The sequence below is a fragment of the Oceanobacillus jeddahensis genome (genome assembly GCF_000750635.1).
Lineage (GTDB): Bacteria > Bacillota > Bacilli > Bacillales > Amphibacillaceae > Oceanobacillus > Oceanobacillus jeddahense.
The window spans coordinates 43055-66881 of record NZ_CCDM010000004.1; the positions used below are offsets into that span (position 1 = coordinate 43055).

At 34.6% G+C, this 23827-nt stretch carries 21 protein-coding genes; 4 read left to right on the forward strand and 17 right to left on the reverse strand.

Annotated elements, in window-relative coordinates; genetic code table 11:
• Nucleotides 1-110: 110 nt before the first annotated feature.
• Entirely contained in the window at nt 111-1097 is a 987-nt protein-coding gene (locus BN986_RS16870) for an aldo/keto reductase (protein WP_040982346.1), read from the forward strand.
• A 53-nt stretch (nt 1098-1150) separates the two neighbouring features.
• Nucleotides 1151-1747 (forward strand): TetR/AcrR family transcriptional regulator, encoded by a 597-nt coding sequence (locus tag BN986_RS16875; protein ID WP_040982348.1) that lies wholly within the window; start codon nt 1151-1153, stop codon nt 1745-1747.
• A gap of 210 nt (nt 1748-1957) precedes the next feature.
• On the opposite strand, the gene lpdA is transcribed toward BN986_RS16875, so the two are convergent.
• The 10 genes from lpdA to BN986_RS16925 form a co-directional block, all read right to left on the reverse strand.
• The gene (gene lpdA / locus BN986_RS16880) at nt 1958-3331 is read right to left on the reverse strand and encodes a dihydrolipoyl dehydrogenase (RefSeq protein ID WP_040982350.1); all 1374 of its coding nucleotides are present in this window, start codon (nt 3329-3331) and stop codon (nt 1958-1960) included.
• 12 nt (nt 3332-3343) lie between these two features.
• On the reverse strand, nt 3344-4696 hold the full coding sequence (locus tag BN986_RS16885; protein WP_040982352.1) for a dihydrolipoamide acetyltransferase family protein: 1353 nt from the start codon (nt 4694-4696) through the stop codon (nt 3344-3346).
• 15 nt (nt 4697-4711) lie between these two features.
• On the reverse strand, nt 4712-5695 hold the full coding sequence (locus BN986_RS16890; protein WP_040982354.1) for an alpha-ketoacid dehydrogenase subunit beta: 984 nt from the start codon (nt 5693-5695) through the stop codon (nt 4712-4714).
• Nucleotides 5696-5722: 27 nt separating this feature from the next.
• Complete coding sequence (locus BN986_RS16895; RefSeq protein WP_040982356.1) at nt 5723-6703, reverse strand: thiamine pyrophosphate-dependent dehydrogenase E1 component subunit alpha; 981 nt, start codon at nt 6701-6703, stop codon at nt 5723-5725.
• A 104-nt stretch (nt 6704-6807) separates the two neighbouring features.
• Nucleotides 6808-8097: an NAD(P)H-dependent oxidoreductase gene (locus tag BN986_RS16900; RefSeq protein ID WP_040982358.1), complete on the reverse strand. Its 1290-nt coding sequence runs from the start codon at nt 8095-8097 to the stop codon at nt 6808-6810.
• A 22-nt stretch (nt 8098-8119) separates the two neighbouring features.
• Complete coding sequence (locus tag BN986_RS16905; RefSeq protein WP_040982360.1) at nt 8120-8485, reverse strand: PTS glucitol/sorbitol transporter subunit IIA; 366 nt, start codon at nt 8483-8485, stop codon at nt 8120-8122.
• Nucleotides 8486-8619: 134 nt separating this feature from the next.
• The gene (gene srlE, locus BN986_RS16910) at nt 8620-9672 is read right to left on the reverse strand and encodes a PTS glucitol/sorbitol transporter subunit IIB (RefSeq protein ID WP_040982362.1); all 1053 of its coding nucleotides are present in this window, start codon (nt 9670-9672) and stop codon (nt 8620-8622) included.
• Between the two features lie 27 nt (nt 9673-9699).
• Nucleotides 9700-10230 carry a PTS glucitol/sorbitol transporter subunit IIC gene (srlA, locus tag BN986_RS16915; RefSeq protein ID WP_040982363.1) on the reverse strand — a complete coding sequence of 177 codons (531 nt, stop codon included), beginning with the start codon at nt 10228-10230 and terminating at the stop codon, nt 9700-9702.
• Complete coding sequence (locus tag BN986_RS16920) at nt 10218-10616, reverse strand: transcriptional regulator GutM (RefSeq protein ID WP_040982365.1); 399 nt, start codon at nt 10614-10616, stop codon at nt 10218-10220. Before BN986_RS16920 ends, srlA begins: the two co-directional genes overlap by 13 nt.
• Before the next feature lie 392 nt (nt 10617-11008).
• Complete coding sequence (locus BN986_RS16925) at nt 11009-11956, reverse strand: sugar-binding transcriptional regulator (RefSeq protein WP_040982367.1); 948 nt, start codon at nt 11954-11956, stop codon at nt 11009-11011.
• A gap of 201 nt (nt 11957-12157) precedes the next feature.
• Between BN986_RS16925 and BN986_RS16930 the strand changes: the two genes are divergently transcribed.
• Both BN986_RS16930 and BN986_RS16935 read left to right on the forward strand, forming a co-directional pair.
• On the forward strand, nt 12158-13813 hold the full coding sequence (locus BN986_RS16930; RefSeq protein WP_040982369.1) for a glycerol-3-phosphate dehydrogenase/oxidase: 1656 nt from the start codon (nt 12158-12160) through the stop codon (nt 13811-13813).
• 12 nt (nt 13814-13825) lie between these two features.
• Nucleotides 13826-14869 carry an alcohol dehydrogenase catalytic domain-containing protein gene (locus BN986_RS16935; RefSeq protein WP_040982371.1) on the forward strand — a complete coding sequence of 348 codons (1044 nt, stop codon included), beginning with the start codon at nt 13826-13828 and terminating at the stop codon, nt 14867-14869.
• Between the two features lie 51 nt (nt 14870-14920).
• Here BN986_RS16935 and BN986_RS16940 read toward each other — a convergent pair whose 3' ends face one another.
• The 7 genes from BN986_RS16940 to BN986_RS16970 all read right to left on the reverse strand — a co-directional run bounded on the left by BN986_RS16940 (nt 14921) and on the right by BN986_RS16970 (nt 23801).
• Nucleotides 14921-15844, reverse strand: coding sequence for a sugar-binding transcriptional regulator (locus BN986_RS16940; protein WP_244445030.1), 924 nt, complete (start codon nt 15842-15844; stop codon nt 14921-14923).
• Nucleotides 15845-16311: 467 nt separating this feature from the next.
• The gene (locus BN986_RS16945) at nt 16312-17859 is read right to left on the reverse strand and encodes an FGGY-family carbohydrate kinase (RefSeq protein ID WP_040982376.1); all 1548 of its coding nucleotides are present in this window, start codon (nt 17857-17859) and stop codon (nt 16312-16314) included.
• Nucleotides 17860-18102: 243 nt separating this feature from the next.
• Nucleotides 18103-19809, reverse strand: a complete 1707-nt coding sequence (locus tag BN986_RS16950) for an ABC transporter permease (RefSeq protein ID WP_040982378.1) — start codon at nt 19807-19809, stop codon at nt 18103-18105.
• Entirely contained in the window at nt 19806-20912 is a 1107-nt protein-coding gene (locus tag BN986_RS16955; protein WP_244445031.1) for an ABC transporter ATP-binding protein, read from the reverse strand. Before BN986_RS16955 ends, BN986_RS16950 begins: the two co-directional genes overlap by 4 nt.
• Before the next feature lie 40 nt (nt 20913-20952).
• Complete coding sequence (locus BN986_RS16960; protein ID WP_040982383.1) at nt 20953-21990, reverse strand: ABC transporter substrate-binding protein; 1038 nt, start codon at nt 21988-21990, stop codon at nt 20953-20955.
• A 13-nt stretch (nt 21991-22003) separates the two neighbouring features.
• A complete protein-coding gene (locus tag BN986_RS16965; RefSeq protein WP_040982385.1) occupies nt 22004-22792 on the reverse strand; it encodes a Cof-type HAD-IIB family hydrolase in 789 nt (262 codons plus the stop codon).
• Nucleotides 22793-23369: 577 nt separating this feature from the next.
• Complete coding sequence (locus BN986_RS16970) at nt 23370-23801, reverse strand: hypothetical protein (protein WP_040982389.1); 432 nt, start codon at nt 23799-23801, stop codon at nt 23370-23372.
• Nucleotides 23802-23827 lie beyond the last annotated feature (26 nt).

Sequence of the window (23827 nt, forward strand, 5' to 3'; positions counted from 1 at the left end):
TTATGTATATATTGTTGATTAATAAACAATCCCTGCTTGTTTTACATATTGTAAGGAGGTTTTTCAGTAGTTAGGATAAAGTTAATAGGTTTTAAAAATGGAGGGTTATTATGGACTTAAATACAGGATTAAAAAACGATATTGGATTTGGGTCAGCACCTTTAGGGAATATGTTTAAAGATATTTCAGACAAAGAATCTGAAGCAACATTACAATCAGTCTGGGATAACGGCATTCGATACTTCGACACTGCTCCTCAATACGGAGCAGGGTTATCAGAATTACGTTTAGGAAAATTCTTGTCACAATATGACCGAAATGATTTTGTGTTAAGCAGTAAAGTAGGTAGATATATATCTAATGAAACGGAAGTAAAAGAAGGATTATTCTCCCATGCCCGAAAGAATAAAGTCATCACAGATTACAGTGAAAGCGGCACTTTATTATCATTAGAACAAAGTCTGAAAAGATTAAATACCGATCATTTAGATATCGTGTTTGTGCACGATATTTCACCTGACTACTATGGCGATAACTGGATTACACATTTTGATGAAGCACGTAAAGGAGCATTTAAAGTATTATCGCGTTTAAAAGATGAAGGTGTTATTAAGCATTGGGGAATCGGTGTTAACCGCACTGAACCTATTGAGCTCCTTATGAAATTAGAAGAGTATAAACCGGATATATGTCTGTCCGCAACACAGTATACGTTACTTCAACATGAAAATGCACTTCACCATATGATGGATCAAGCCATGCAGCATAATATACAGTTTATTATAGGCGGTGCATACAGCTCAGGTGCCCTATTGAATGGGGATTATTACAATTATGAAAAGATAACGGATGAAAAACGCGAATATATTAAACAATTAGAAGCTATTGCTGTAAATCATCATGTAACTCTAAAGGCTGCAGCGCTTCAATTTTCAAAAGCACATCCCGCAACCAAAGCTATTATTCCGGGTTCTACAAAACCAGATAGAATTAAAGAAGATATTTTAGCAACGCAGGAAAGTATACCCGAAGCATTCTGGAAAGAACTCACTGAAAAAGGTTTTATCTCTTCTTATGCACCTTTACCTAAATCATAGATTTTAATTGAATAATGTCATTAAATTTTGCATAATTAATTCAGGTGATGACAATGGATAGAAGAATTCGTAAAAGCAAAAAAGCTTTAAGAGATGCACTCATAGATCTTTTAGACAAAAAAGAATTTAAACAAATTTCAATAACAGATATTGTTAAAAATGCTGACGTAAACCGCGGTACATTTTATAAGTATTATACTTATAAAGAAGATTTAATAAAAGAAGTTCAGGACATGATTATTCAGGATTTAAAAGAAGCTTATAAACTACCATATCAAGGGTTAATCTATTATAAACAGGCTGAAATAACAAAGCGTAATGAGACTTCTTTATTTGATCATATATATAAGTACCGTAAATTCTATCATCTTGTCTTAAATTCTACTGACTTATATGCTTTTCAACAAATTTTTGTAGAGACAATAAGTAATATCCATATGAATGATTTATTATATTATATGGAGCATCCTAAAATTGAAAAAAAATTATTCTCCATTTACCAATGCTATGGTATTTTTGGACTTTTAGTTGAATGGGATAAAGATAACTTTTCTGCATCGCCGGAGTATATAACTAAACAGCATAATGAAATACTACTCTTTGATCATCCAAGTTTAAAATTTAAAATCAATTATAATGATAATGAATAAAATTAATATACAGTTTTAAGTGTTTATTACGATTATGAAGTAATTATTATTCAATATGTAAATGCACATTACAATTTTAGTTGTGATGTGCATTTTTTAATGTGCAAAACACAAACTTTTGGAATAATAAATTAAAAACGCATGAAATCAGAGTTTTCAAATCAATTTCATGCGTTTATTTATTTTACAAGTTTTTTCTAACTTTTCTTTTTAGTAATGAATCCCTTTATCCAGCCATTTTGCAGCGGCTTCAAACATTCCCTCCGCTAAGGTTGGATGCGGAAAAATCATATCCTCCAGTTCCTCAACTGTCCCTTCTAAGTACATGAAAGACGTTGCCTGACTGATCATTTCCGTCACATGAGCACCAGCCATTACCACACCGAGTATTTCACCATACTTTTCTTCGGAGATAATTTTCATAAATCCGCTGTTTTCAGCAGAAGCAATTCCTTTTCCATTAGCGGCCAAATCTACTTTTTGAGCTTTCACATGATATCCCTCTGCTTTCGCCTGCTCTTCTGTCCTCCCAACACTTGCAATCTCAGGAAATGTATAAATACAACGCGGCATAATGAAATCTTTTTGATGTGTTTCACCTAAGATATGACCAACTGCACGAATCCCTTCTTCACTCGCCGCATGTGCAAGCTGGTATCCGCCGATTAAGTCCCCGATGGCGTAAATCCCTTTTACATTGGTCTGCATTGATTTATCCACGTTGACAAATTTGCCTTGATAGTTAATAGAAAGGTCATCCAATCCGGTTAAATTAGGTTCGCGTCCTACAGAAACAAGGACACTATCTGTTTCCAGACTCGTTTCTTTTCCGTTCTTTTCTAATTTGACAACCGTTTTCTTATCCTTTTGAAATTCCAGCACCTTTGCACTGGTATGCATGCCGATTCCTTTTCGTTTCAGCTCATTTGCAAGGAAGTCAGCTGCTTCCTTGTCTTCTGCGGGGATGATACGGTCTGCCATTTCCACAATTTCTACTTTCGTTCCTAAGCTTTGAAAAATACAGGCGATTTCCAATCCAATGACACCACCGCCGATAATTACTAAATGCCCTGGTACTTCTTCTATATCGAAAATCGTATCACTTGTATAATAAGGTATTTCATGAAGTCCTGGGAGGTTAGGGACAAAAGGCTTGGACCCGTTTGCCAGAATAATAGATTTTGCTTCCAGCTTTTCTATTTTCTCCCCGGTATCAACCGTAATTATTTTTTGATCATCCACTTTTCCATAACCATGATATAACTTTATTTTATTCGCTTTTAATAGACTGTTAATCCCATTTTGAAGCTGCTGAATAACCTGATTTTTTCTATTGATCATTGTTTTTAATTCCAATGAATACGATTCGATCTGGATTCCAAACTTCTTCGCATCTTTTATTTGATTGATCACTTCTGCATTTTTTAATAATGTTTTAGAAGGGATACAGCCGCGATTCAAACAAGTTCCACCTAGGTCCCTTCCTTCTATCAGCGCAACAGACAAGCCCAGCTTTGCAGCACGGATTGCCGATACATATCCTCCGGGACCGCCGCCAACTATCGCTACATCAAATTTTGTCATTTACTCCGCCCCTTAAACTAATAAACTATATGGATTTTCAAGATTCGCCTTCAAGTCCGTCAAAAATGCTGCTGCTGGTGCACCATCAATTGCACGGTGATCAAAGGACAGACTAAGCACCATTATTGGACGAGCTGTCAGTTCTCCATCTAGAACAACTGGCTTTTCAACAATTCTGCCGACACCTAAAATCGCTGTTTCCGGTCCATTAATAATCGGAGTAAAGGCATCAATTGCATACATTCCCAAGTTACTGATAGTAAAGGTACTTCCACGCATTTCATCCGGTTTTAGTTTATTTTCTCTTGCCTTCCTGCCCAGTTCTTTACTAGTCTGAGTTAACGCAGCCAGACCTTTTTGATTTACATGTTTAATAGAAGGCACAATCAACCCATTTTCTACAGCGACTGCCAGTCCGATATTAACTTCTTTATTCATCACAATCTCATCGCCAATTAAAGAGGCGTTTAACTTTGGATGCTGTAAAAGTGCATTGGCAGTTGCTTTTAGAATCACTTCAGTAAAGGATAATCGGTATCCCGTGTCTTTTTCAATCACAGGGAGCAATGATTTACGTAGGTCAATCACATTCGTCATATCCACATCACTTGTCAATGTTACATGAGGGATGGATTGAACGCTTTGGACCATTTTATCAGCAACTGCTTTACGAAGCCCTTTAAGCTTTATACGTTCTGCTGGAGCAGATTCCGTTTCTTCTGCAATTTCATCTGCTGCTTCCAGATAAGAAAGCACATCCTGTTTTTCAATCTTTCCGCGCGCTCCTGTACCTGTAAGCTGATTTAAATCAATTCCATGATCAGCTGCCATTTTCTCTGCCAGCGGCGTCACAGCTATCGCACCTTCTGCAATTGCTTCTTCAACATCCTGTTGATGTACTCTTCCATTCGGACCAGAGCCGGAAATAGCAGATAAGGATATATCATTCTCCCGGGAAACCCGTCTGGCAGCAGGAGTCGCTCTGACTTTTCCGCCCTTATTGTTTTCTTGGCCAGAGTCGGCATTATCGGTTTGCTCCTGTGCCTCTTCAGATACTTCTTCCTGGACACTTTCGTCTGATCCGGATTCTTCGGAAGGTGCCGGCGGAGTATCAGGAACTTCTTCTCCTGACTCTCCTATAAAACCAATGCATGCATTGACTTCAACCTCATCATCCACGTCAAAATATCGCTTTAATAATACGCCTTCTTCATACGACTCTACTTCAATATTGATTTTATCCGTCATGATTTCGAATAGAGGTTCTCCCATTTCCACAGAATCTCCCTCTTCCTTAAACCATTGAAGCAGGGTACCCTTTTCCATCGTGCTGCTTAGCTTAGGCATAAATATTTCTTTCGCCACCTGAAGCCCTCCTTTCTATGCTTTATTTAATGTTTCTTTCGCCGCTTGGATAATATCTGAAACCTGAGGCACATGCATTTTCTCCAATTCAGGGTTATATGGAATCGGTGAAGAAGCACCGCCCAGCCGTTTAATTGGCGCATCTAAATAATCAAATGCTTCACTTTCAGCAATCATACTTGCAATCTCTGCACCGTAACCGCCTCTTTTTACTGCTTCATGGACTACAACCAAACGAGATGTTTTCGAAACAGATTGAATAATTGTTTCTGTATCCAGCGGTACTAATGTACGTGGATCAACTACTTCTACACTGATGCCTTCCTTCTCCAGTTCCTCTGCTGCTTCTAAAGCGCGGTGTACCATAATGGCTGTAGCAACAATTGTTACATCTGTTCCTTCCCGTTTAATATCTGCCTTTCCTAGCGGGATGCTGTATTGCTCTTCCGGTACGTCCCCTTTTGTTTTATAAAGTAATTTATGCTCATAAAAAATCACTGGATTATCATCATCTATCGCAGCTTTTAGTAAACCTTTTACATCATACGCTGTAGAAGGCTGAACGACTTTTAAACCAGGAACATGAGCCACCCAGGCCTCTAAACTTTGCGAATGCTGTGCAGCTGCTCCCGTACCTGATCCGCTAGGCGTACGTAAAACCATAGGAACTTTTCCTTTTCCGCCATACATATAACGGATCTTCGCAGCCTGATTCGCCATTTGATCCATGGCTATGGTAATAAAATCAGAAAATTGCAGCTCCAAAATTGGCCGCATGCCCGTCAGTGCCGAACCAATTGCTGCTCCGGCGATACCAGATTCACTAATCGGCGTGTTGCGTATACGCTCCGGACCAAATTCTTCAATCATTCCTCGGGTAACTCCGAAAGCACCTCCATATACCCCAATGTCCTCACCAAGAATAAAGACGTCTTCATTTTGGCGCATTTCTTGGCTCATCGCTTCACGAACTGCTTCTAAATACGTTAATTCTCTCATTTTCTTTCCTCCTCCTGAACATCCTCTTTAAGCAAATACATCTGTTAATAAATCATCTTTTGTCGGCATCGGACCCTCTTCAGCAAAAGCTACTGCATCTTCAATTTCCTTTAAAGCTTCTTTTCGCAGTGATTCTGCCTGCTCTTCTGTGATAATAGATTCATGGATTAATAGTTCCTTTAACCGTTTAATCGGATCTTTCTCTTTCCAATCATTTTCTTCATCACGGGTACGATACTTTTTAGCATCACTTTTCGAATGCCCTTTCCAGCGATATGTTTTTGCTTCAATCAAGGTTGGACCTTCGCCATTTTTAGCACGTTCCATCGCTTCATTCGTCACATTCATCATTTCAATAATGTCATTTCCATCTGCAACGACTCCCGGGATACCGTAGGATTTTGCTCTAGTTGCAATATCTTCAATATTTACCATTTCTTTTACTGCTCCAGACATTCCGTACTGGTTATTTTCGCAAACAAAGATAACTGGCAGATTCCAAACAGATGCAAGGTTAACCGCCTCATGAAAGCTTCCTTCATTAGTTGCCCCATCTCCAAAAAAACAAACGGTTACATAATTTAATTTCTTCATATGGGCTGTTAAAGCGGAACCAACTGCTAATGGAATACCTCCACCAACAATGCCGTTTGCGCCCAGATTCCCCATATCTACATCCGCAATATGCATGGAGCCGCCTTTTCCTTTACAATAACCTGTTGTTCTGCCGAATAATTCTGACATCATTTTATCCGGTGTAGCTCCTTTAGCGATACAATGACCATGCCCGCGGTGCGTACTTGTAATTTTATCTTCTTTGTCCAATAAAGCGCATACGCCTGCAGCACTTGCTTCTTGTCCAACAGCTAAGTGTGTTGTTCCATGGATTTTCCCTTTTGCAAAAAACTGATCTACTTTCTCCTCAAAAAAGCGGATGGTCCACATTTGTTTGTAGAGATCTACTAATTTTTCATTAGTAATTTTATTAGGGACATTTAATTTTGACATAAACCTCATTCCTTTCTTTTGTTCTAACATATTACAAATGTAAATAAAAAGATAAATGAATATGCTTTGCTAACCACAAAACACATCATGATTTTGGTATGAAATTAAAATTCTCTATCCTGCATCGAACGAAGCTTCCAAATAGTTGATTCTTCTGTTTGTTCTACTGCATCATACGTAATAATCTCTCCTTTTTTAACGTCTTTTTGTAAAACGACATTTTTATCTACTAAACCAAGTGGTAACGCATTTTGTTCTTTTGCCTCTTCTGCTTTTAATATATGGCCATAAACAGTAAACCCACCAATATAGTCTAGATGTTCACCCTTTTGAAGATCTTTTTTTGCTACAGTAACCGTCTCTGCTTTTAAACCACAGTAAGGAGCAATCGTAGCTTCATGGTCCAGATAAGCTTTTGCAATCGAAAGTGGCGTTTCTAAGCTAGTTAAATGGTAAGGTCGAAATAGAACGTAATTCGGACCATTTCCCATTTTTAGATACTTCATTTCTGCGTTCACTTCCTCTTTATCTGAAGAAATGATAGCAAACACTCCAGGAGCAATCCCATTAATAAATTCTACAATTCTTTTTCCATTAACCTTCCCTCCATTACTTTTTTCAAGAAAAATTTCTGGCAGTTCCTCTACAGAGGCTTTAAAGCCATGCATGCCTGGCTTATCAGGCAAAAACCCTGTAGCATTTGCAACAGCATTCATCTCCACCATTGTTTTCGTACCATCTTGAAAAGAGGCTAGCATTTTTGGAGAAGATCCTTTTTCTTTTGCTTCGGCTTCAGCTGTATGTGGGTTAGCTTCCACATTTAATGGATTATTTTTCCCCTTTCCTAAAGCTACGATTTCAAAGCCCATTGCATCTGCAAAATCATATAATTCCATAATTGCTCCAGGCTCATCTCCTGCAGACCCAGTATATACAACACCACTGGAAGCAGCCAATTTCTTAAGTAAAGGTCCTACTGTTACATCCGCTTCCGCATTTAACATAATGATATGTTTATTATTTAAAATAGAGTCCCAAGCAATTTCCGCCCCAACATTGGGAATACCAGTTGCATCGACTACTACATCCACTTCAGGTAACGAGGTTACTAGTTTTATATTTTGAGTAGCGACTACTTTTTCCGCATTAACAGCTCTGGAAGCAGCTTCTTTATCTGCCGTTTCTTCAATATTCGATGCTTCTATTCCAGCATGTTTATAAGCATTTGTTACATTCTCAACCACTAAATCAGAAGTAATTACAACCCGCATCCCTTTCATGCTTTCAATTTGCGAGATCATTCCTCTCCCCATCTGTCCAGCACCTACTAACCCTACTTTAATGTAAGATCCTTCATTTTGTAATTTTTCCAGTTTTCTGTTTAAATTTAGCATTTAATGCACTCCTCTTTTATTGTTATATTCTATTAAATGAAATAGTTGATCCTAATTCTATTCTAGGAATAGCCTTTTTTTCCAGATAGACTGTTCCTGGCATATCAAATTCTGTCTCCCCTTCAAAATTAAAGGTTGCATGCCCTAGTTGTGATAGTGTTTCATTGGCTTTTTCTCCAACATGAATAATTCGAAAAACTTCTCCATTAATAATCATTTCATCCCCAGAAATAATTTCTTCTTTAAATACTCCATCATGGATAATCGCAATCGTTTTCAGATCTTCTGGTACAGTATTATTGAATAAAATTAATAAGCCTTCCTCCTTCATTAACTCTACATCTTCACCAATATCTATTACATTTAAATCTACTTGTAATTGACTCATATAAATCACCTTTCATTTCTTAATATTTTCACTAGTTTATTAAGTCTTCATTTTATAATTCAAATATACATTAAATTCAGTGTTTTTACAAATGTTTATTTTAATAACAAATGTAAATTACAAATGTTATTTATTTAACTATAAAGCCCAAAGCTTGCCAAATACGCAATTACAACTGCAGCTGGTCCTGTAATTAATCTTGAGAATAATACTGCCGGAACTCCAACTTCAACAGTTTCAGGCTCTGCTTCTCCTAAAGTTAATCCAACTGGCACAAAGTCTGCTCCCGCTTGGGGATTAATAGCAAACAATGCCGGTAATGCCATCTGTGGAGGTATATTACCATTTGCAATTTCCACACCTATTAACACTCCTACAACTTGTGCAATTACAGCTCCGGGAGCAAGTAATGGAGATATAACGGGGATTGCAACAATTAATGAAAGGATTAGCATTCCGATTAAATTTGTTGCTAAAGGTGCTATCAAGTCAGCAATAAAATCACCAATTCCTGTAAAGGTTATAATCCCCATTAATGCGCTTACAAATGCCATAAATGGTAATATATTTTTTATAACCGTTTCAATTGTATCTCTACCTGCTTGGAAGAAGACACTTACAACGTTCCCCACCTTGTTTCCTAAAACTTCAATAAATCGAAGTATTGGATTCTTCTTCTTACCATTTCTATTATCAGAATTAGCTACTTTAGATTTTGCTTCTTCCTTTACTTGTTGTGCTACTTTTTTATCCATCAGATCTTGTGCATCTTTATTATCTTCTTTTGATTCTGTTTCTTTCTGTTCTGAAGGTTCAGCATCTTCAAATTGAGATGGTTTCTCAACTCCAGATACAAAATTATCTTCATTAATAAATTTCATTAAAGGTCCAGATGGTGAGTTACTATAAGTGTTAATTGTTTTTACACCCATTCGTGGATAAACGCCGCTCCTGGCAGTCCCTCCACAATTTATAACTGCAGCTGCAATTTCTTCTTTTGGTACAGATTTTTCAAACCCATCAATTGCAATTCCTCCAGTGCGATCAGCTAAAGCTTGTGCAACTTCATGAATACCTCCGCCTGTAACAGATATAATATATTTTTTCTCATCATTTGGAAGAATTACTAATGGCCCTCCCCAGCCTGATGGTCCTTTATGAACTTTTACTGCTTTATACTCGGTCATATTTCTCCCTCCCATAATTGAATTATTTTATGCAACACTATTTTCTTTATTTTTCAACATACGAGCTGTAATCATCTCTGTCACAATTCCCCTAATCAACATAACTACAACCCCGACTAGTAAGAATCTTAAAGCTAATGGTCCTAAAGACAAACCTAAATTTGTTATACCAGTTGCTACCCCCATATATACAAATAGTTCCGCTGGATTAGCATGTGGGAATAACCCTGTTACCGGATGTACAAAAGAGACTGCAGAATCATAAAAAGCTGGTTTCTGTTTTTCCGGCAAAAATCGACCAAATGTATAGCACATCGGATTAGTTAGGAAAAATACTGCTATAAAAGGAAATACAGTGTATCTTAAAATAAAGTACTTTGTACATTTTTGTGCAAATCGATTAACTTTTTCTTCCCCAATAAATTTAATTACTGCATTAACTGCTGTAATTAATACAACAAGCATCGGTATAATACCAGTAACAAGTCCCGTGAAGGTTTCTCCGCCCTCTTCAAACATGCCAATAAATCCTTCGGCAATAGTAATTAAGAAATCCATACTGCTTTCTCCTCCTTCTTCTTATATTCTTTTTCAATCATTTGAACAGCGCCTTGAACTGCAAATTTTTCCTTCTCATTAAAATAATTTGAATTGTTAATTTCAAATAGACTTTTTCCAATGACTTCATTTCGATCTTTAAAACGGGCAAAAACAGTAATCCCTTTCATTATTTTTGCATCAACAATTTGTAATCTTTCATCACACACTAATAATACTAAAGCTCCCGTTCCAAATCTTTTCTTATAATACCCTGTTCCTAAAAATCCTGATTGTCTTTTCGCAAAACTATTAATATTTGCCCGGTAATGTTTCACCTGTAATTGTGTCATTAAAAATTGGAGGCCCCAGACGCATGCAAATATTAAAATAAATATCCCCCACATAGTTTTAACCCTCCTTAATTTACAAATGTAACTATATATAACTTTTGTAAATTAATGATAAAACGCTTACATAGTTTTGTCAATATTTAATTTGCATTTTTTAATTTACCAAAATACTATTTCGATCAGCTTTCAATTTATTATAATTATTGATTCACTTTTAGGAGGAGAATTTAACATTTTAATTTTCTATCAAACTCTTTGAGCAATATGTCATTGAGTAAAACATATGTTAAATATTATATAATGAGGCCTAGAGAAATGAATGTATTAGAAGGATTTAAGCACATAATAAAAGGACATCTAATAAACTAATCAAATAAATAGTTATACAGGATGCCCGTTTTTTAAATTTACTAATTATATAGATATAAATAAAATGTTTACAAATACTATTCAACACTTTTCAATAATTTTTCAGCAGTTTTATCATCAATTACTAGGGTTGTTATAAAATGATTTTCTAAAGCAACATGTAAAGGCAATATTTTATGCTCTCCTCTGGCAATTGTAATCACTTCCGGTATTTTTTTTATATCTTGTAAATCAATTCCTATTGTCCTATTATTCAGTGGATGTTCTACAAGTTCTCCATTCTTATCAAAAAAATTAGAATTAATATCTCCAATAGCTTCAGCATCCATAAGGCTTTGTTGATCTTCTTCCAATAAATATCCCATTTCTGTCATCGTATTTTGTATCCCTGGATTTCCAATACCTACAATTGCAATATCTACCTGTTTTCCCCGGGTAAGCACCTCTTTCACATCTTTAGAACGTATAATATGGTTTCTTAATTCTTCACTTTCCACAACTGCTGGTGCATACAGATAAGAAGAAGTGCCGTTTAACTTTTGAGATAGTTCAAAAAGCAATGAATTAGTATGATACCCAATATAGTCCTGACCAATCCCTCCAATAAGGGGAATAAGATGAATCGGTTTATTTGCTTGATATTGAAATGCTTCAACTACTGCATATACAGATGTCCCCCAAGAAATACCTATAGTATTAATATGATCAAGTTTTTTTTCAATATATCTTGCTGTGGCAAGTCCTAATTTACGCATTATTAATTCAGGTCCACTATTTGCCGATTCAATAACAATAGCTTCTTTTAAATTATATTTTTTCTCTAATTTTCTTTCAAATTGAACAGTATGTACAGTGCTATCTTTTAAGTATACCTCTACAACTTGATTTTCTTTCGCCTGCTTTAAAAGCTTAGAAACAATTGGTCTTGATTTATTAATTTTTTTTGCGATTTCGGTTTGTGTCCACCCTTCTAGGTAGTAGAGCTTTACAACTTTTGTTATTAGTCTTCTTTCTTCCATACTCATAATTTCATCTCCTTTACAAAGGTAATATAATTATATCATATTTCCATTATTATCATTTGGTTTTCTCTAATGTAAATGTGAATAGTTTAGTATACACAGCTTAATCACCACTTAAATATTGACTAATTATCATACAACTTATATACTCAAAGTAAATTTACAAAGTTTCCTCAACGGAACATTTGAAGAGGTGAGATAATAATGGTTGATCACGATTCTTTTTCTTCATTTTCGCGCAGTAAAACCTTACATCAATTAGAAAAACAACATTTCGATCTGTTAATTGTCGGAGGGGGGATTACTGGAAGTGGCATTGCCTTAGATGCTATAACACGAGGGCTGAAAGTAGCTTTAATAGAGCGTTATGACTTTGCATCAGGGACGAGCAGCCGGTCAGGGAAGTTAATCCATGGGGGGTTAAAATACTTGCAAAACTTTGATTTTCCTGTGGTAAAAGAAACTGGGTCTGAACGTGATATTGTATATAATAACGCGCTTCACCTTGTTTACCCGATCACTATGAACTTCCCATTAATAAAGAAAGAATCCTATAATTTATTAACCTTAAAAGCTGGACTTACTCTTTATGATAAGCTTGCTGGTGTGAAAAAAGATGAACGTCATAAAATATACGGGAAAAAGAAAACGCTTCAAAATGAACCTCTTTTTAACAAAAGAACCGTGCAAGGAAGTGGTTGTTATATTGAATATCGGACAGATGACAGCCGTTTGACATTAGAAGTAGCAAAAACCGCTCATGAAAAAGGTGCTGTTATTCTAAATTATGCGGAAATGACCGAATTCTTAAAAAATGAACATAATAAAGTAAAAGGAATTGTTGGAAGAGACCATTATTCTAATCAAACTTTTACTATTTATGCCAAGCATATTGTAAATGCCACTGGCCCATGGGTCGATAAAGTTCGTAAGAAGGATGAGACAATTACAGGAAAGCATATGGTTCTGGCAAAAGGGATTCATATTGTGTTTCCTTACAATAAATTACCCGTTAAATCTTCTGTTTACTTTCAACATAAAGGCAGAATGATAGCTGTTATACCCGTGGAAAACCGAACTTATGTTGGTTCAACAGAATCATTATACAATAAAGATATGGATGATATACATGTACAGCTTGACGAAGTTCAATATCTATTAAGCTGCTTAAAAGATATGTTCCCAAAAGTAACTTTACAGATAAAGGATATTTCATCCAGCTGGGCTGGAATTCGTCCGCTTATTGGTGAAAGTGGGAAGAAACCTTCAGAATTATCACGTCATGATGAAATTTTTGAATCTACTTCTGGTGTTGTCACCATCGCAGGTGGAAAACTGACTGGTTATCGTAAAATGGCAGATCGAATCCTTACTTATATCGATAAAAAACGTAATTTAAATCTCCCTCCAACTAAAACAGCAAGTTTAAAACTATCGGGATCTCAATTTAACAGCATTGAAGAGCTTTATGAATATTCCAATCGTATTCAAGGACAATATAGCCATTTAGGTTTGTCACAGCAAGACATAGATCACTATGTATTACGTTATGGATCAAATACAGAAAAATTATTGCAGACGATAGATAGCTATAACACCCAACAAGAGAAAAAAGAGCATCGAAACGTCCTGGGCGAGCTTCGTTACACAATCGAAAATGAAATGGTTGCTACATTAACTGATTTCTATGATCGTCGAACGAGTTATTTATTATTTGATTTAGAACTTGTTAAGAAAACATTAGATGTTGTTACGGAAGAAATGGCTACTCTTCTTCAATGGAATAAATCAGTTAAAGAAAAGGAAAAACGACAAATACAGTACCAAATTAAGAAAGCGCTTGATTTCAAAAAAGAGTAGGAGGTATGAAATATGATGCGTGCTATCGCGCTTACGGATAAAGAACAACTTGAATATCAAGAAAGGTCCATTCCAAAAATCGATGAGCACGAAATATTATTAAAAATTCATGCTACTGGAATTTGCGGGTCGGATTTAAGAATTTATCAAAATGGTGACAATCGAGTAACGTTCCCTAGAGTTATTGGACATGAAATAGCTGGTGAAATCATTCAGACAGGAAAATATGTTTCATCATTTCATCCTGGAGATCGAGTAACGCTTTGGGCACATCTGCCTTGTGGCAAATGCTATTACTGTCAAAAAAATGATAGTCATTTTTGTATAAAAGGGGAATCTATCGGGTATCAAATCGATGGCGGTTTTGCTCAATATATGGTATTGCCACGAAATTTTATAGAATATGGTTCTATTCAACGTATTGCTGACAATACTCCATATGAATTAGCAAGCCTTTCAGAGCCTTTTGCCTGTGTGCTTAGCGGATTACATGAAGTAAAAATAAATGCTGGCGATACGGTTATTGTCTATGGAGCGGGAGCTATCGGCTGTATGTACATTGCTGCTGCGAAAAAAATAGGGGCCGGTAAAGTTATTGCTGTACAACGCTCCAAAGCAAGACAAGAACTCGCTAAGCAGATTGGCGCTGATATTGTGATTGATCCGAATAAATTTAACACATCGCAAATCATACTTGAGGAAACAGGTGAATTAGGTGCAGATGTTGCTATTGTAACTGCCCCTTCAGCTTATGTTCAAAATGAAGCTTTGGAAATTGTAAGAAAAAAAGGACGCGTATTGTACTTCTCAGGAAATAAAAAGATTACTGGAACACCTATTAATACAAATCATTTTATCTATAAGCAATTAACTGTAGTCGGAACACATGGAGCACCACGTGATTTACATGTTGAAGCAGTGAAGTGGATTGACGAACAATTAATTGATTTCACTCCTTTTATATCGGATATATTCCCTTTAAAGGACACAAAAAAAGCATTTCAAACCGCTCTTGATAAAAAAGGGTTAAAATGTGTCATAACTCCTTGGAAATAAACATGGATTTAAATTAAACCAATTATCTGCTCTAGATAATTGGTTTAATTGTTATATATAGCTGTCTACCAATTCTTGCGCCATTCGATCATCAATAATTAAAACGTCCAAATAACCACCTTGCAATGCAGCCTCTAAGCTTTCTAATTTATATGAACCCTCTACTATCCCTACAACTTCAGGAATCTTTTTAATTTCATCTAAATTCAAACCAATAACACGATTATTGATTGGGTGATCTAACTCTTTACCAATCGCATCATAAAATCTTGAACTAATATCTCCAACAGCCCCAGCTTTACGTAAAGATATTAAATCATCTGGATTAAGATAACCTATTTTTTCCATCGTCGAGCTTTTAAATGGATTTCCCAGCCCAACTACTGCCATATCTATATTTCTTGCTTCTTCTAAAACATGAGAAATATCCTTTGATTGAACTAGCCTTTCTTTCAAATCAACAGACTCCACCATTGCTGGAGCGTATAAATAGGAACAACTAGAGTTCATTTTTTGTGATAAATGAAAAGCTAATTGATTCGAATGAAGATGGACATGATCACTCCCCATTCCGCCAACAATCGGAACAATATGTGTATCTTTTTTATGTTTATAAGGGTATTCTTCAACTAAAGATAATAAAGTTGTACCCCAGGAAAGACCTAGACTCTTTACTCCTTCTAAATGATTTGCTATATAAGAAGCAGCTGTTTTTCCCATCTGACGTTTTGTCACCTCTGGTGCAAAACCTGCCGTTGAGATAACAATAACTTCCTTCAATCCAAATTTCTTCAAAATTTTATTCTCTAACTCTACACTATGAGAAGTCTCATCTTTAATATAAATTTCCACAATTCCTTCTTTTTTAGCATTACTTAAGAGTTTAGAAATAACCGGGCGAGACACATTTTGTTTCTTAGCAATTTGCGCCTGGGTCCATCCTTCAAAATAGTATAATTTTGCAACTTTAACCATTAAACGCCTGTCTTCCCAACTTAGCATAACATCCGCTCTCTTCACAGTTTGTAGTTATTTTCTTACTATATTCATTTCCTTTTACTTTCTGTATTTTAATAATAATCATAGAATCTATGTTGCTCAATGTCAACATTTTAAGGATTCAATACTTTTGTAATTATCCCAATTTTCCCTTTATATTATATTGAAATATTCCAAATGATAAATCTTTGTATATTAATTAAAATAAAAAATTTTATATCTATGTAAAACAATTAAAGTTATGATGAACGAATACTAATTCAAAAACTTAAATTCAATTTATATAAATTAGTTGTTATCTTCATATTGTATTTAGATAACCTTCTCATTATTATTTAGTTATATTCATAGCATAGTCAATAAAAAACCAGACTAATAATCTGGTTTTTTATTGACTATGCTATGAATATATTCTTTTTTCAAAGCACTAAATAATTAAAATACTAAACCAAAAGATGATGATTTATTTCAGTAGTTTTCCACATCCATTGATAAAATTCAGCATATGCTTTTCTGTACTGTTCAGCATATAATTGATACTGTTCATGATTATGGAGATTAGGTATTATCACTTCATCATTGTATCTAACCATATTATTTACAGCATCTTCTATTTCAGAATACGCTCCACTTGCAACACTAGCTAAAATTGCAGATCCTAAACAAGACACTTGTTTATCTTCAGGTACATGAATTGGGATATTGCTGATATCAGCGTGTATTTGCAAGAAAAGTTTACTATTTGTAGCTCCACCTGCAGCGTATATCTCTGATGTATCAATACCATTTTTTCTCAAATTATTTATATTAAGATCTGTTCCATATGCAATTCCTTCTAAAATCGCCCTATAAATATGTTCACGATTATGCTTTAGTGATAAACCGGAAATTAATCCTCTTACATTAGGATCAGCATAAGGAGAACGATTACCTTGCCAATAATCTAATATAATTAGACCTTCAGAACCCGGTCTTATCTTTTCAGCTTCATTATTTAAAACTTCATATACATTCACATCGTTATCATTTTCTAAGTCTTTACAAAAATTAGTGCGAAACCATTTTATTGTCGACCCAGAAGATGTTTGTCCAGCTTCAGCTAATTTGTAACCTGGTACTACTGCATTAGGAAAAGTTCCCATTATTTCTTTTCCGTGTACTTCTTTTTCCGTTAAACTATAACAATTATGAGAAGAACCTGTAATTAATGCTAGTTTACCTGGTTTTGTTATTCCCAATCCTATAATTCCATTTAGTGCATCTACACCGCCTTGAGCTACTGGAGTCCCTTTACATAATCCCAATTCGACTGCAGCTTCTTTTGTTAGTCCTCCTATCTTATCACCTAAGTTAAAAATATCTTTTGGTATTTTTTCAATAGCTTCTTCAATACCGACTTTTTCAAAAAAGTCTTTAGGTATTCCCGCTGCCTCTGAATTATAATGCCATCTATATGTCGTGTTACTAATACTTCCAGTAAATCTGCCAGTTAATTTAAAAGTATACCAATCTACAAAATCAAGAATTCTATCTGCATTGTTAAAATTTTCAGACTCATTATTTTTTAACCAAAGCGTTTTGCATACCATCCATTCTGGAGATACTTTACCGAAACCATTGTATTTTAGTGCACTATGTCCAGTTGATGAAATTAATTCGGCTTCTTTATCAGCTCTAATATCCATCCAGAGTAATGCCCGTCTTAATGGCGTTCCATCTTCCTTACATAATACTACTGTAGCAGATGTGGTATCTAACCCTATTCCAATAATTTGTTCTTTCTTAACACCGCTATTTTGTAAAGCTTTTTTAACACTAGTTTTAAGAGCTTGCCACCAATCATTTGGATCTTGCTCTGCCCAACCAGGACTTGGATAATATGTTTTATATTCTGTTACTCCATAAGCAACTTGCGTTCCATATAAATCATAAATTCCAACACGTACACTTTCTGTACCGCCGTCAATCCCAATAACATATTCTTTATTCATAAATTCACCTACTATATTTATTCTAAATAACATTATTAAATGAATATTTTATAACAGATTAATCCCTAATAATCATAATTCATTATAATCTTAATCAACTTTTTTACAGAATAATCCATCTTTATTTACATTAGTACCCTACATTTTGTAATTTTCAGTGCTTACCTAATTAATATTTTTAAAATATCCACATTAATTGGTTTCTTCAAAACCAGCTGCACAATTATCTGTGCAGCAGATTTTTTAATAAGTTTCTTTTTTGGAAATTAACTTTGCAACCCCTTGCAACACTATTACCAATACTACAAGAATTATCGACATTGCTGCAGCAGTATAATACTGTGTCCTTAAAATATCTTGAAAAATCGCTAAACTTAACGGCGCCCAACTTGGTGGGGCTAGCAATATCGTAACACTAGTTTCCTTAATAACTGTTACAAACACAAGTATAGATCCTGCTGCTATCCCTGGTAACATCAATGGCCCGATTACGGTTAATGCAGCAGTTAGTGTAGAAGCTCCCAGATTGACTGCTGCTTCTTCAATATCTTCTTTAATCGATTTCATTGTCCCAACAGTCGATCTTACCATATAAGGAAGCCTTCTAATTGCATAAGCTATAATTAAGATAGTAGCCGTTCCAGTTAGTTGTAATGGAGCAACGTTAAAAGTTTGTAATAATGCAATACCTAATGCAATGCCAGGAACAATTAAAGGTAAAGTACTTAGAAAATCCAATCCGGATGATTTATGCCTAACTACAAAGTACGAAATTAAAACCCCTACAACAATTGCAATAGCCAGCGCTCCCAATCCTAATATTAGCGTATTTTGTATATTGGATAATGTATTTGAGAATACATTTTGATAATGAGCTAAAGTATATCCATTTGGTAATGGTCCCCTTCCCCAAGTTGTTGCAATTGATTGAAGGAATACAGTAATCAGTGCTAAAAATGGAACTAGTACAACAAATCCTGAAAATACTCCTAATAAAATAGACACTAATTTATTTTCATTCATTTTCATTTTCTTAGGTTTACCAGATAAAGAACCATAATTTTTATTTTTAAAGATACGGTTTTGTGCCCAAAAAACTAATCCAGCTACCGCTACCATCATAATAGTGAGAATAGCAGCGTTCCCCCAATTGAAAAAACCAGCCATTTCTCTATAGGCTTCTACCACTAAAAGACTAAGTCCAGTTGGAGCCAAAATAATTGGAGTTCCAAAATCAGAAAAACTTACTGCAAATATAACTAAAAATGTTGATATAATACCCGGAAGGGCTAACGGAAATGTAACAGTATTAAATGTTAGCAGCCCCCTTGCCCCCATATTTGTCGATGCCTCTTCTAAGGAAATATCACTAACTTTAAAAGCTGCAACCATCGGCCAAAGAGCATATGGAAAAAAGAAAAAGATTTGAACTAGAGCTATCCCAGTAATAGAATAAGGATCAATAAAATATTCCTTTGTTCCACCCAAAGCTTGATAAATATAAGTAACCCACCCTGATTGACCAAACATCATGATAAATGCATAAGCAGATATGAATGTAGGAATAATCAAAGGAACTGTACATAATGCCATAATCGTTCTTTTAAAAGGCATCTTTGTTCTAGCAATTCCATAAGCTATTGGAACACACATTAAAATAACGGTAAATGAAACAACTAATGCTAAAACTAAGCTATTTCTTAATGCACCAAAATAAGCAGATCGTGAAAAAATGGCATTAAAGTTTTCTAGTGTTGAATTCTTAATAGTTTCTATTGAACTTTGTAAAGTTTCTATACTGATAAAAGATCCAAAGAAATTAATCGGTGTGTTTGTAAAGCTCACTGCAAAAACAACTACCAATGGAATAACTAAAAACATTATTAAAAATAAATAGACGAGAAATTTCATTATTCCAAGGCCCGTTATTTTCTCCTTTATTTTTTTCATAGCAACAACACCCTTTCAGAGGATATACTTAACCTAACTTTACTCCCTTCCTCTAAAATCCCTTCTCCTGCTTCATAATTTTGATCAACTATCAAAATTTGATTTTCTACCTTCACTTCATATCTAACTGTGTTACCTAAATAGGTTGCAACTTCTACTACACCATCAAAAACATTTTTAAGATTTGGTGTGTTCTCTTTTAAAATATTGATATTTTCAGGTCTGATAATAATTTGCACACTATCTTTTTCAGGTTTCTTTTTTGATTCTATTTTCTGCTCTCCAAATTGAATAACCGAATAACTATCCCCTTTATGTACAACTTCTCCAGGAATTATGTTAGAAGTTCCCACAAAATCTGCAATATAAGGAGAATTAGGATTACTATATAAGTCAGTAGGCGTCCCTACTTGTACAATTTCCCCTGCTTGCATAACTGCAACACGATCAGCCATACTCATTGCTTCTTCTTGATCATGCGTGACAAATATCGTTGTAATATTCAAGTCTTGCTGGATTCTTCTAATAGTATTTCTCATTGTATGTCTCAGCTTTTGATCTAAATTTGATAAAGGTTCGTCCATTAATAAAACATCCGGCTCCATAACTAATGATCTTGCCAATGCTACGCGCTGTTGCTGACCCCCAGAAAGCTCACTAGTCAGCTTATGGGCATGTTCAGTCAGCTCTACATATTCTAAAATATCATAGACTTTTTTCTTCATTTCATCATTATATTTAACTAATTTGCTGTTAAGCATCCTTGTATAAATACCTACTTTTTTTAAAATCCCACTCTTCTTTAGCTCTTTTACATTCAAACTATAAGCTACATTATCAAAAACATTCATATGCGGAAACAATGCATAGCTTTGAAAAACCATTCCACAATTTCTGCGATGCGGATCAACTTTATTTACTTTTTTATCACCAATTTTGATAATTCCTTCTGTTGGACTTTCAAATCCTGCCACACATCTCATTGTTGTCGTTTTTCCACAACCAGAAGGGCCCAAGAGAGCGAAAAACTCGCCCTCTTTAATATCTAAATTAATATTTTTTAAAACCCTTGTTTCTCCAAAATCTTTAATTAAATTATCCAAAACAACAGATCCCATATTAACTCACCTTCTTAAAATATAATTATTGAATCCTTTCTTGCCACTCATTACGAATACGATCATAATTTTCTTGAATCCACTCCATATCTAATTCGACAATTCTATCTTCAATTTCATCCATATCAATTGGCAGTTTTTCTTCAACTTCTTCATTCACAACTAGATGATACGTATCTGCTAAAATTTCTTGAGCTTCTGGGGTATGCATAAACTCAATAAATTTCTTTCCACCATCTGGATTTGGACCATCTTTTACTAAAGAAATTGGATCGCTAACAACTGTTGTCATATCTGGGACAATAAAATCAACGGATTCTCCATTTTCAGCTAAATCATATGCGTGATAACTTAGACCAATTCCTATTTCTGCCTCTCCATTTGCAACTGCTGTTACTGGACCAGAACCTGAATCAGGGATTGAATTTGCCTGCTGTGCTAATTGTTCAAAATACTCCCATCCAGCTTCTTCTCCATATTCTGACATGTACGCCAACACTAACAATGTAGCTGTTCCAGAAGATGCAGGGTTAGGAAATTGGATTTTACCTTGCCATTTTGGATCCAATAATTCATCCCATGTCTGAGGAACTTCTTCCTCGCTAAGTACTTCCGGATCATAAGAAAATCCAGTCAATAACTTAATAATTCCACTATAGTAATCATCTTCATGTCTTATTTTGACACCACTTTCATCAATCACTGGCATATCTGCAACATTATCTGGTACAAAGGGTTCAAATATATCCTCTTCAATAGCTCCTTCAAAAGATAAATTACCTCCGCCTGCATACAATACATCGGCACTTGGATTTCCTTTTTCAGCCATCAATTGATTTAACAGTACATTTGTCCCAGCATAATGAACATCAACTGTTCCTCCATATAGTTCTTCAAATTTATCAGCTAATCTTCTTGTAGTTTCAGGTGTTTCCGGAGAAAATACGGTGATAGTTCCATAATCCCCATCTTCTCCACTTGCATCTGACCCATTATCAGAACAGCCAATTAATATAAATGAAATTAAAACAGTAAAAATAATAAATAAAAGTGATTTTCTCATTAAATATTCCTCCCTAAGCTTGTTTTGTTTTATCAATCAATCCTAATTTTTTTAATCCGTAAGCGATGCCATTATCAGCAACGTCTCTTGTTACAAAATCTGATGCTTGTTTTGCTGATTCAACACTGTTCCCCATTGCGACTCCTGTCCCTACAAATTTAAGTAACTCTAGATCATTAATTCCATCTCCAAAAGCAACAGACGATTCTTTTGGAATTTCCAAATATTCCAACATCTTTAAAGCTCCTTTAGCTTTATACATATCAGGATTCAGTACATCAACACAATATTTATACCACCTTAAAAATCGAAAATTATTTCTATATTGTTCTAAAAATCTTTCATCATCTGTTTCACAGAGTAGTAGCGCATAAGATATTTCGTCATGTAAAGTAGCCTCATGATAAGTAGGAACATCTAACCCAATTAACGACATTGAATCGTCTATGAATACATCAGATTTAGAATTTATCCAAATTTTATCCTTCGTTGAAAACATCATCGAATATCCTCTTTCAAACGCTTTCTTTTCTAACTCTCTTAAATCTTCTATATTATATTTCTCTTGATGAATAACTTCTCCTTGATAAACAACAAGTGAACCATTACAGCTAACATATGAATTAATACTTAGTTCTTCAGAAATATGTTGAAACATTGTTGGCGCTCTTCCTGTTGAAATTGCAACTTCAATTCCTTTTGATTGAATTTCATGAATAGAATCAATTGTAGACTTAGGAATCTCATTATTTCTATCTAATATAGTTCCATCAATATCAAAAAACACAATTCTTTTTTCCACTATATTGCTCTCCCTCCTCCGGAAGTACCTGCTATATAAAAGTATGCTTTTGTTAAACGTTCAATAGATTTATAACATTCCACAACTTTTAACATTCGTTCAAGATATAAACATTTGATAACTTTTGTAAAAAATAAAGATTATTCCAAAAAAATAAACACCTAATTTACTTCTAAAATAATTTGCTATAACCACTTATTAAAACATATTTAATATAACTTTCAATATAGTTCCCCCTTCTTCAATAAAAATATATAACACACATTATTTTTACATTCGTTATAATACGTGTCATTTGTAATATTAATAACATTATAAAAATAAAGCGCTTTCTTGTCAATCACTATTTTTAATAATTCGAATTTTCATAGTGATGTTCGATATTAAAATAATAATGATGATTATAATTGGTAAAATTCACAATAAATTTTATGTACTTTTATTTAAAAATACTTTCGTAAATTCGCCTATTCATAATTTAAATTCTTTTTTATTTATATTTTAGATTCAATACAAAAAAGCACAATAAAACCAACGCTAATCTGGTTTTATTGTGCTTTATTAATTGGAAAAATTATTAAAAATCATTTTGTTCTTTCAACTTTACTAATACTCCTCGCTCATCTGTCCCCACTTTCCAATTAATCGAAAGCATCTGCTTCAACTCATCAAGAGAGGATCCACTCAAATCCAAACCTTGAACACCTGTTTTTAACTTTTGAAAGTCTTTACCTTCCACTTTTTGAAACTTTAATTTCAACAATCTCTCTAAACCACCAACCGTAACAAACTTAACAGCATACCCATCATTAATGATTTCTTCAAAAGTTGAAAAGTCCTGCTCTGCTAAGACAAGCAACTGTTCAAAATCATACTGATCGTTGATTTGCTTCCATGTTGATACACCTTTTTCTTTCGCAGCCTGAATAATAGCTTCATTTGTTACTCCGCTTGCACGCAGTGTTTCAATCATATACGCTTCCATCTGAGAAATTTTTGGTCGAGTCATTTTTCATCTCCTTTCTTTCATAGCAC

Coding starts and splice junctions, on each gene's coding strand:
- BN986_RS16870 (WP_040982346.1), top strand. CDS start 111: ATGGACTTAAATACAGGATTAAAAAACGATATTGGATTTGGGTCAGCA.
- BN986_RS16875 (WP_040982348.1), top strand. CDS start 1,151: ATGGATAGAAGAATTCGTAAAAGCAAAAAAGCTTTAAGAGATGCACTC.
- lpdA (WP_040982350.1), bottom strand. CDS start 3,331: ATGACAAAATTTGATGTAGCGATAGTTGGCGGCGGTCCCGGAGGATAT.
- BN986_RS16890 (WP_040982354.1), bottom strand. CDS start 5,695: ATGAGAGAATTAACGTATTTAGAAGCAGTTCGTGAAGCGATGAGCCAA.
- BN986_RS16895 (WP_040982356.1), bottom strand. CDS start 6,703: ATGTCAAAATTAAATGTCCCTAATAAAATTACTAATGAAAAATTAGTA.
- BN986_RS16900 (WP_040982358.1), bottom strand. CDS start 8,097: ATGCTAAATTTAAACAGAAAACTGGAAAAATTACAAAATGAAGGATCT.
- BN986_RS16905 (WP_040982360.1), bottom strand. CDS start 8,485: ATGAGTCAATTACAAGTAGATTTAAATGTAATAGATATTGGTGAAGAT.
- srlE (WP_040982362.1), bottom strand. CDS start 9,672: ATGACCGAGTATAAAGCAGTAAAAGTTCATAAAGGACCATCAGGCTGG.
- srlA (WP_040982363.1), bottom strand. CDS start 10,230: ATGGATTTCTTAATTACTATTGCCGAAGGATTTATTGGCATGTTTGAA.
- BN986_RS16920 (WP_040982365.1), bottom strand. CDS start 10,616: ATGTGGGGGATATTTATTTTAATATTTGCATGCGTCTGGGGCCTCCAA.
- BN986_RS16925 (WP_040982367.1), bottom strand. CDS start 11,956: ATGAGTATGGAAGAAAGAAGACTAATAACAAAAGTTGTAAAGCTCTAC.
- BN986_RS16930 (WP_040982369.1), top strand. CDS start 12,158: ATGGTTGATCACGATTCTTTTTCTTCATTTTCGCGCAGTAAAACCTTA.
- BN986_RS16935 (WP_040982371.1), top strand. CDS start 13,826: ATGATGCGTGCTATCGCGCTTACGGATAAAGAACAACTTGAATATCAA.
- BN986_RS16940 (WP_244445030.1), bottom strand. CDS start 15,844: ATGGTTAAAGTTGCAAAATTATACTATTTTGAAGGATGGACCCAGGCG.
- BN986_RS16945 (WP_040982376.1), bottom strand. CDS start 17,859: ATGAATAAAGAATATGTTATTGGGATTGACGGCGGTACAGAAAGTGTA.
- BN986_RS16950 (WP_040982378.1), bottom strand. CDS start 19,809: ATGAAAAAAATAAAGGAGAAAATAACGGGCCTTGGAATAATGAAATTT.
- BN986_RS16960 (WP_040982383.1), bottom strand. CDS start 21,990: ATGAGAAAATCACTTTTATTTATTATTTTTACTGTTTTAATTTCATTT.
- BN986_RS16970 (WP_040982389.1), bottom strand. CDS start 23,801: ATGACTCGACCAAAAATTTCTCAGATGGAAGCGTATATGATTGAAACA.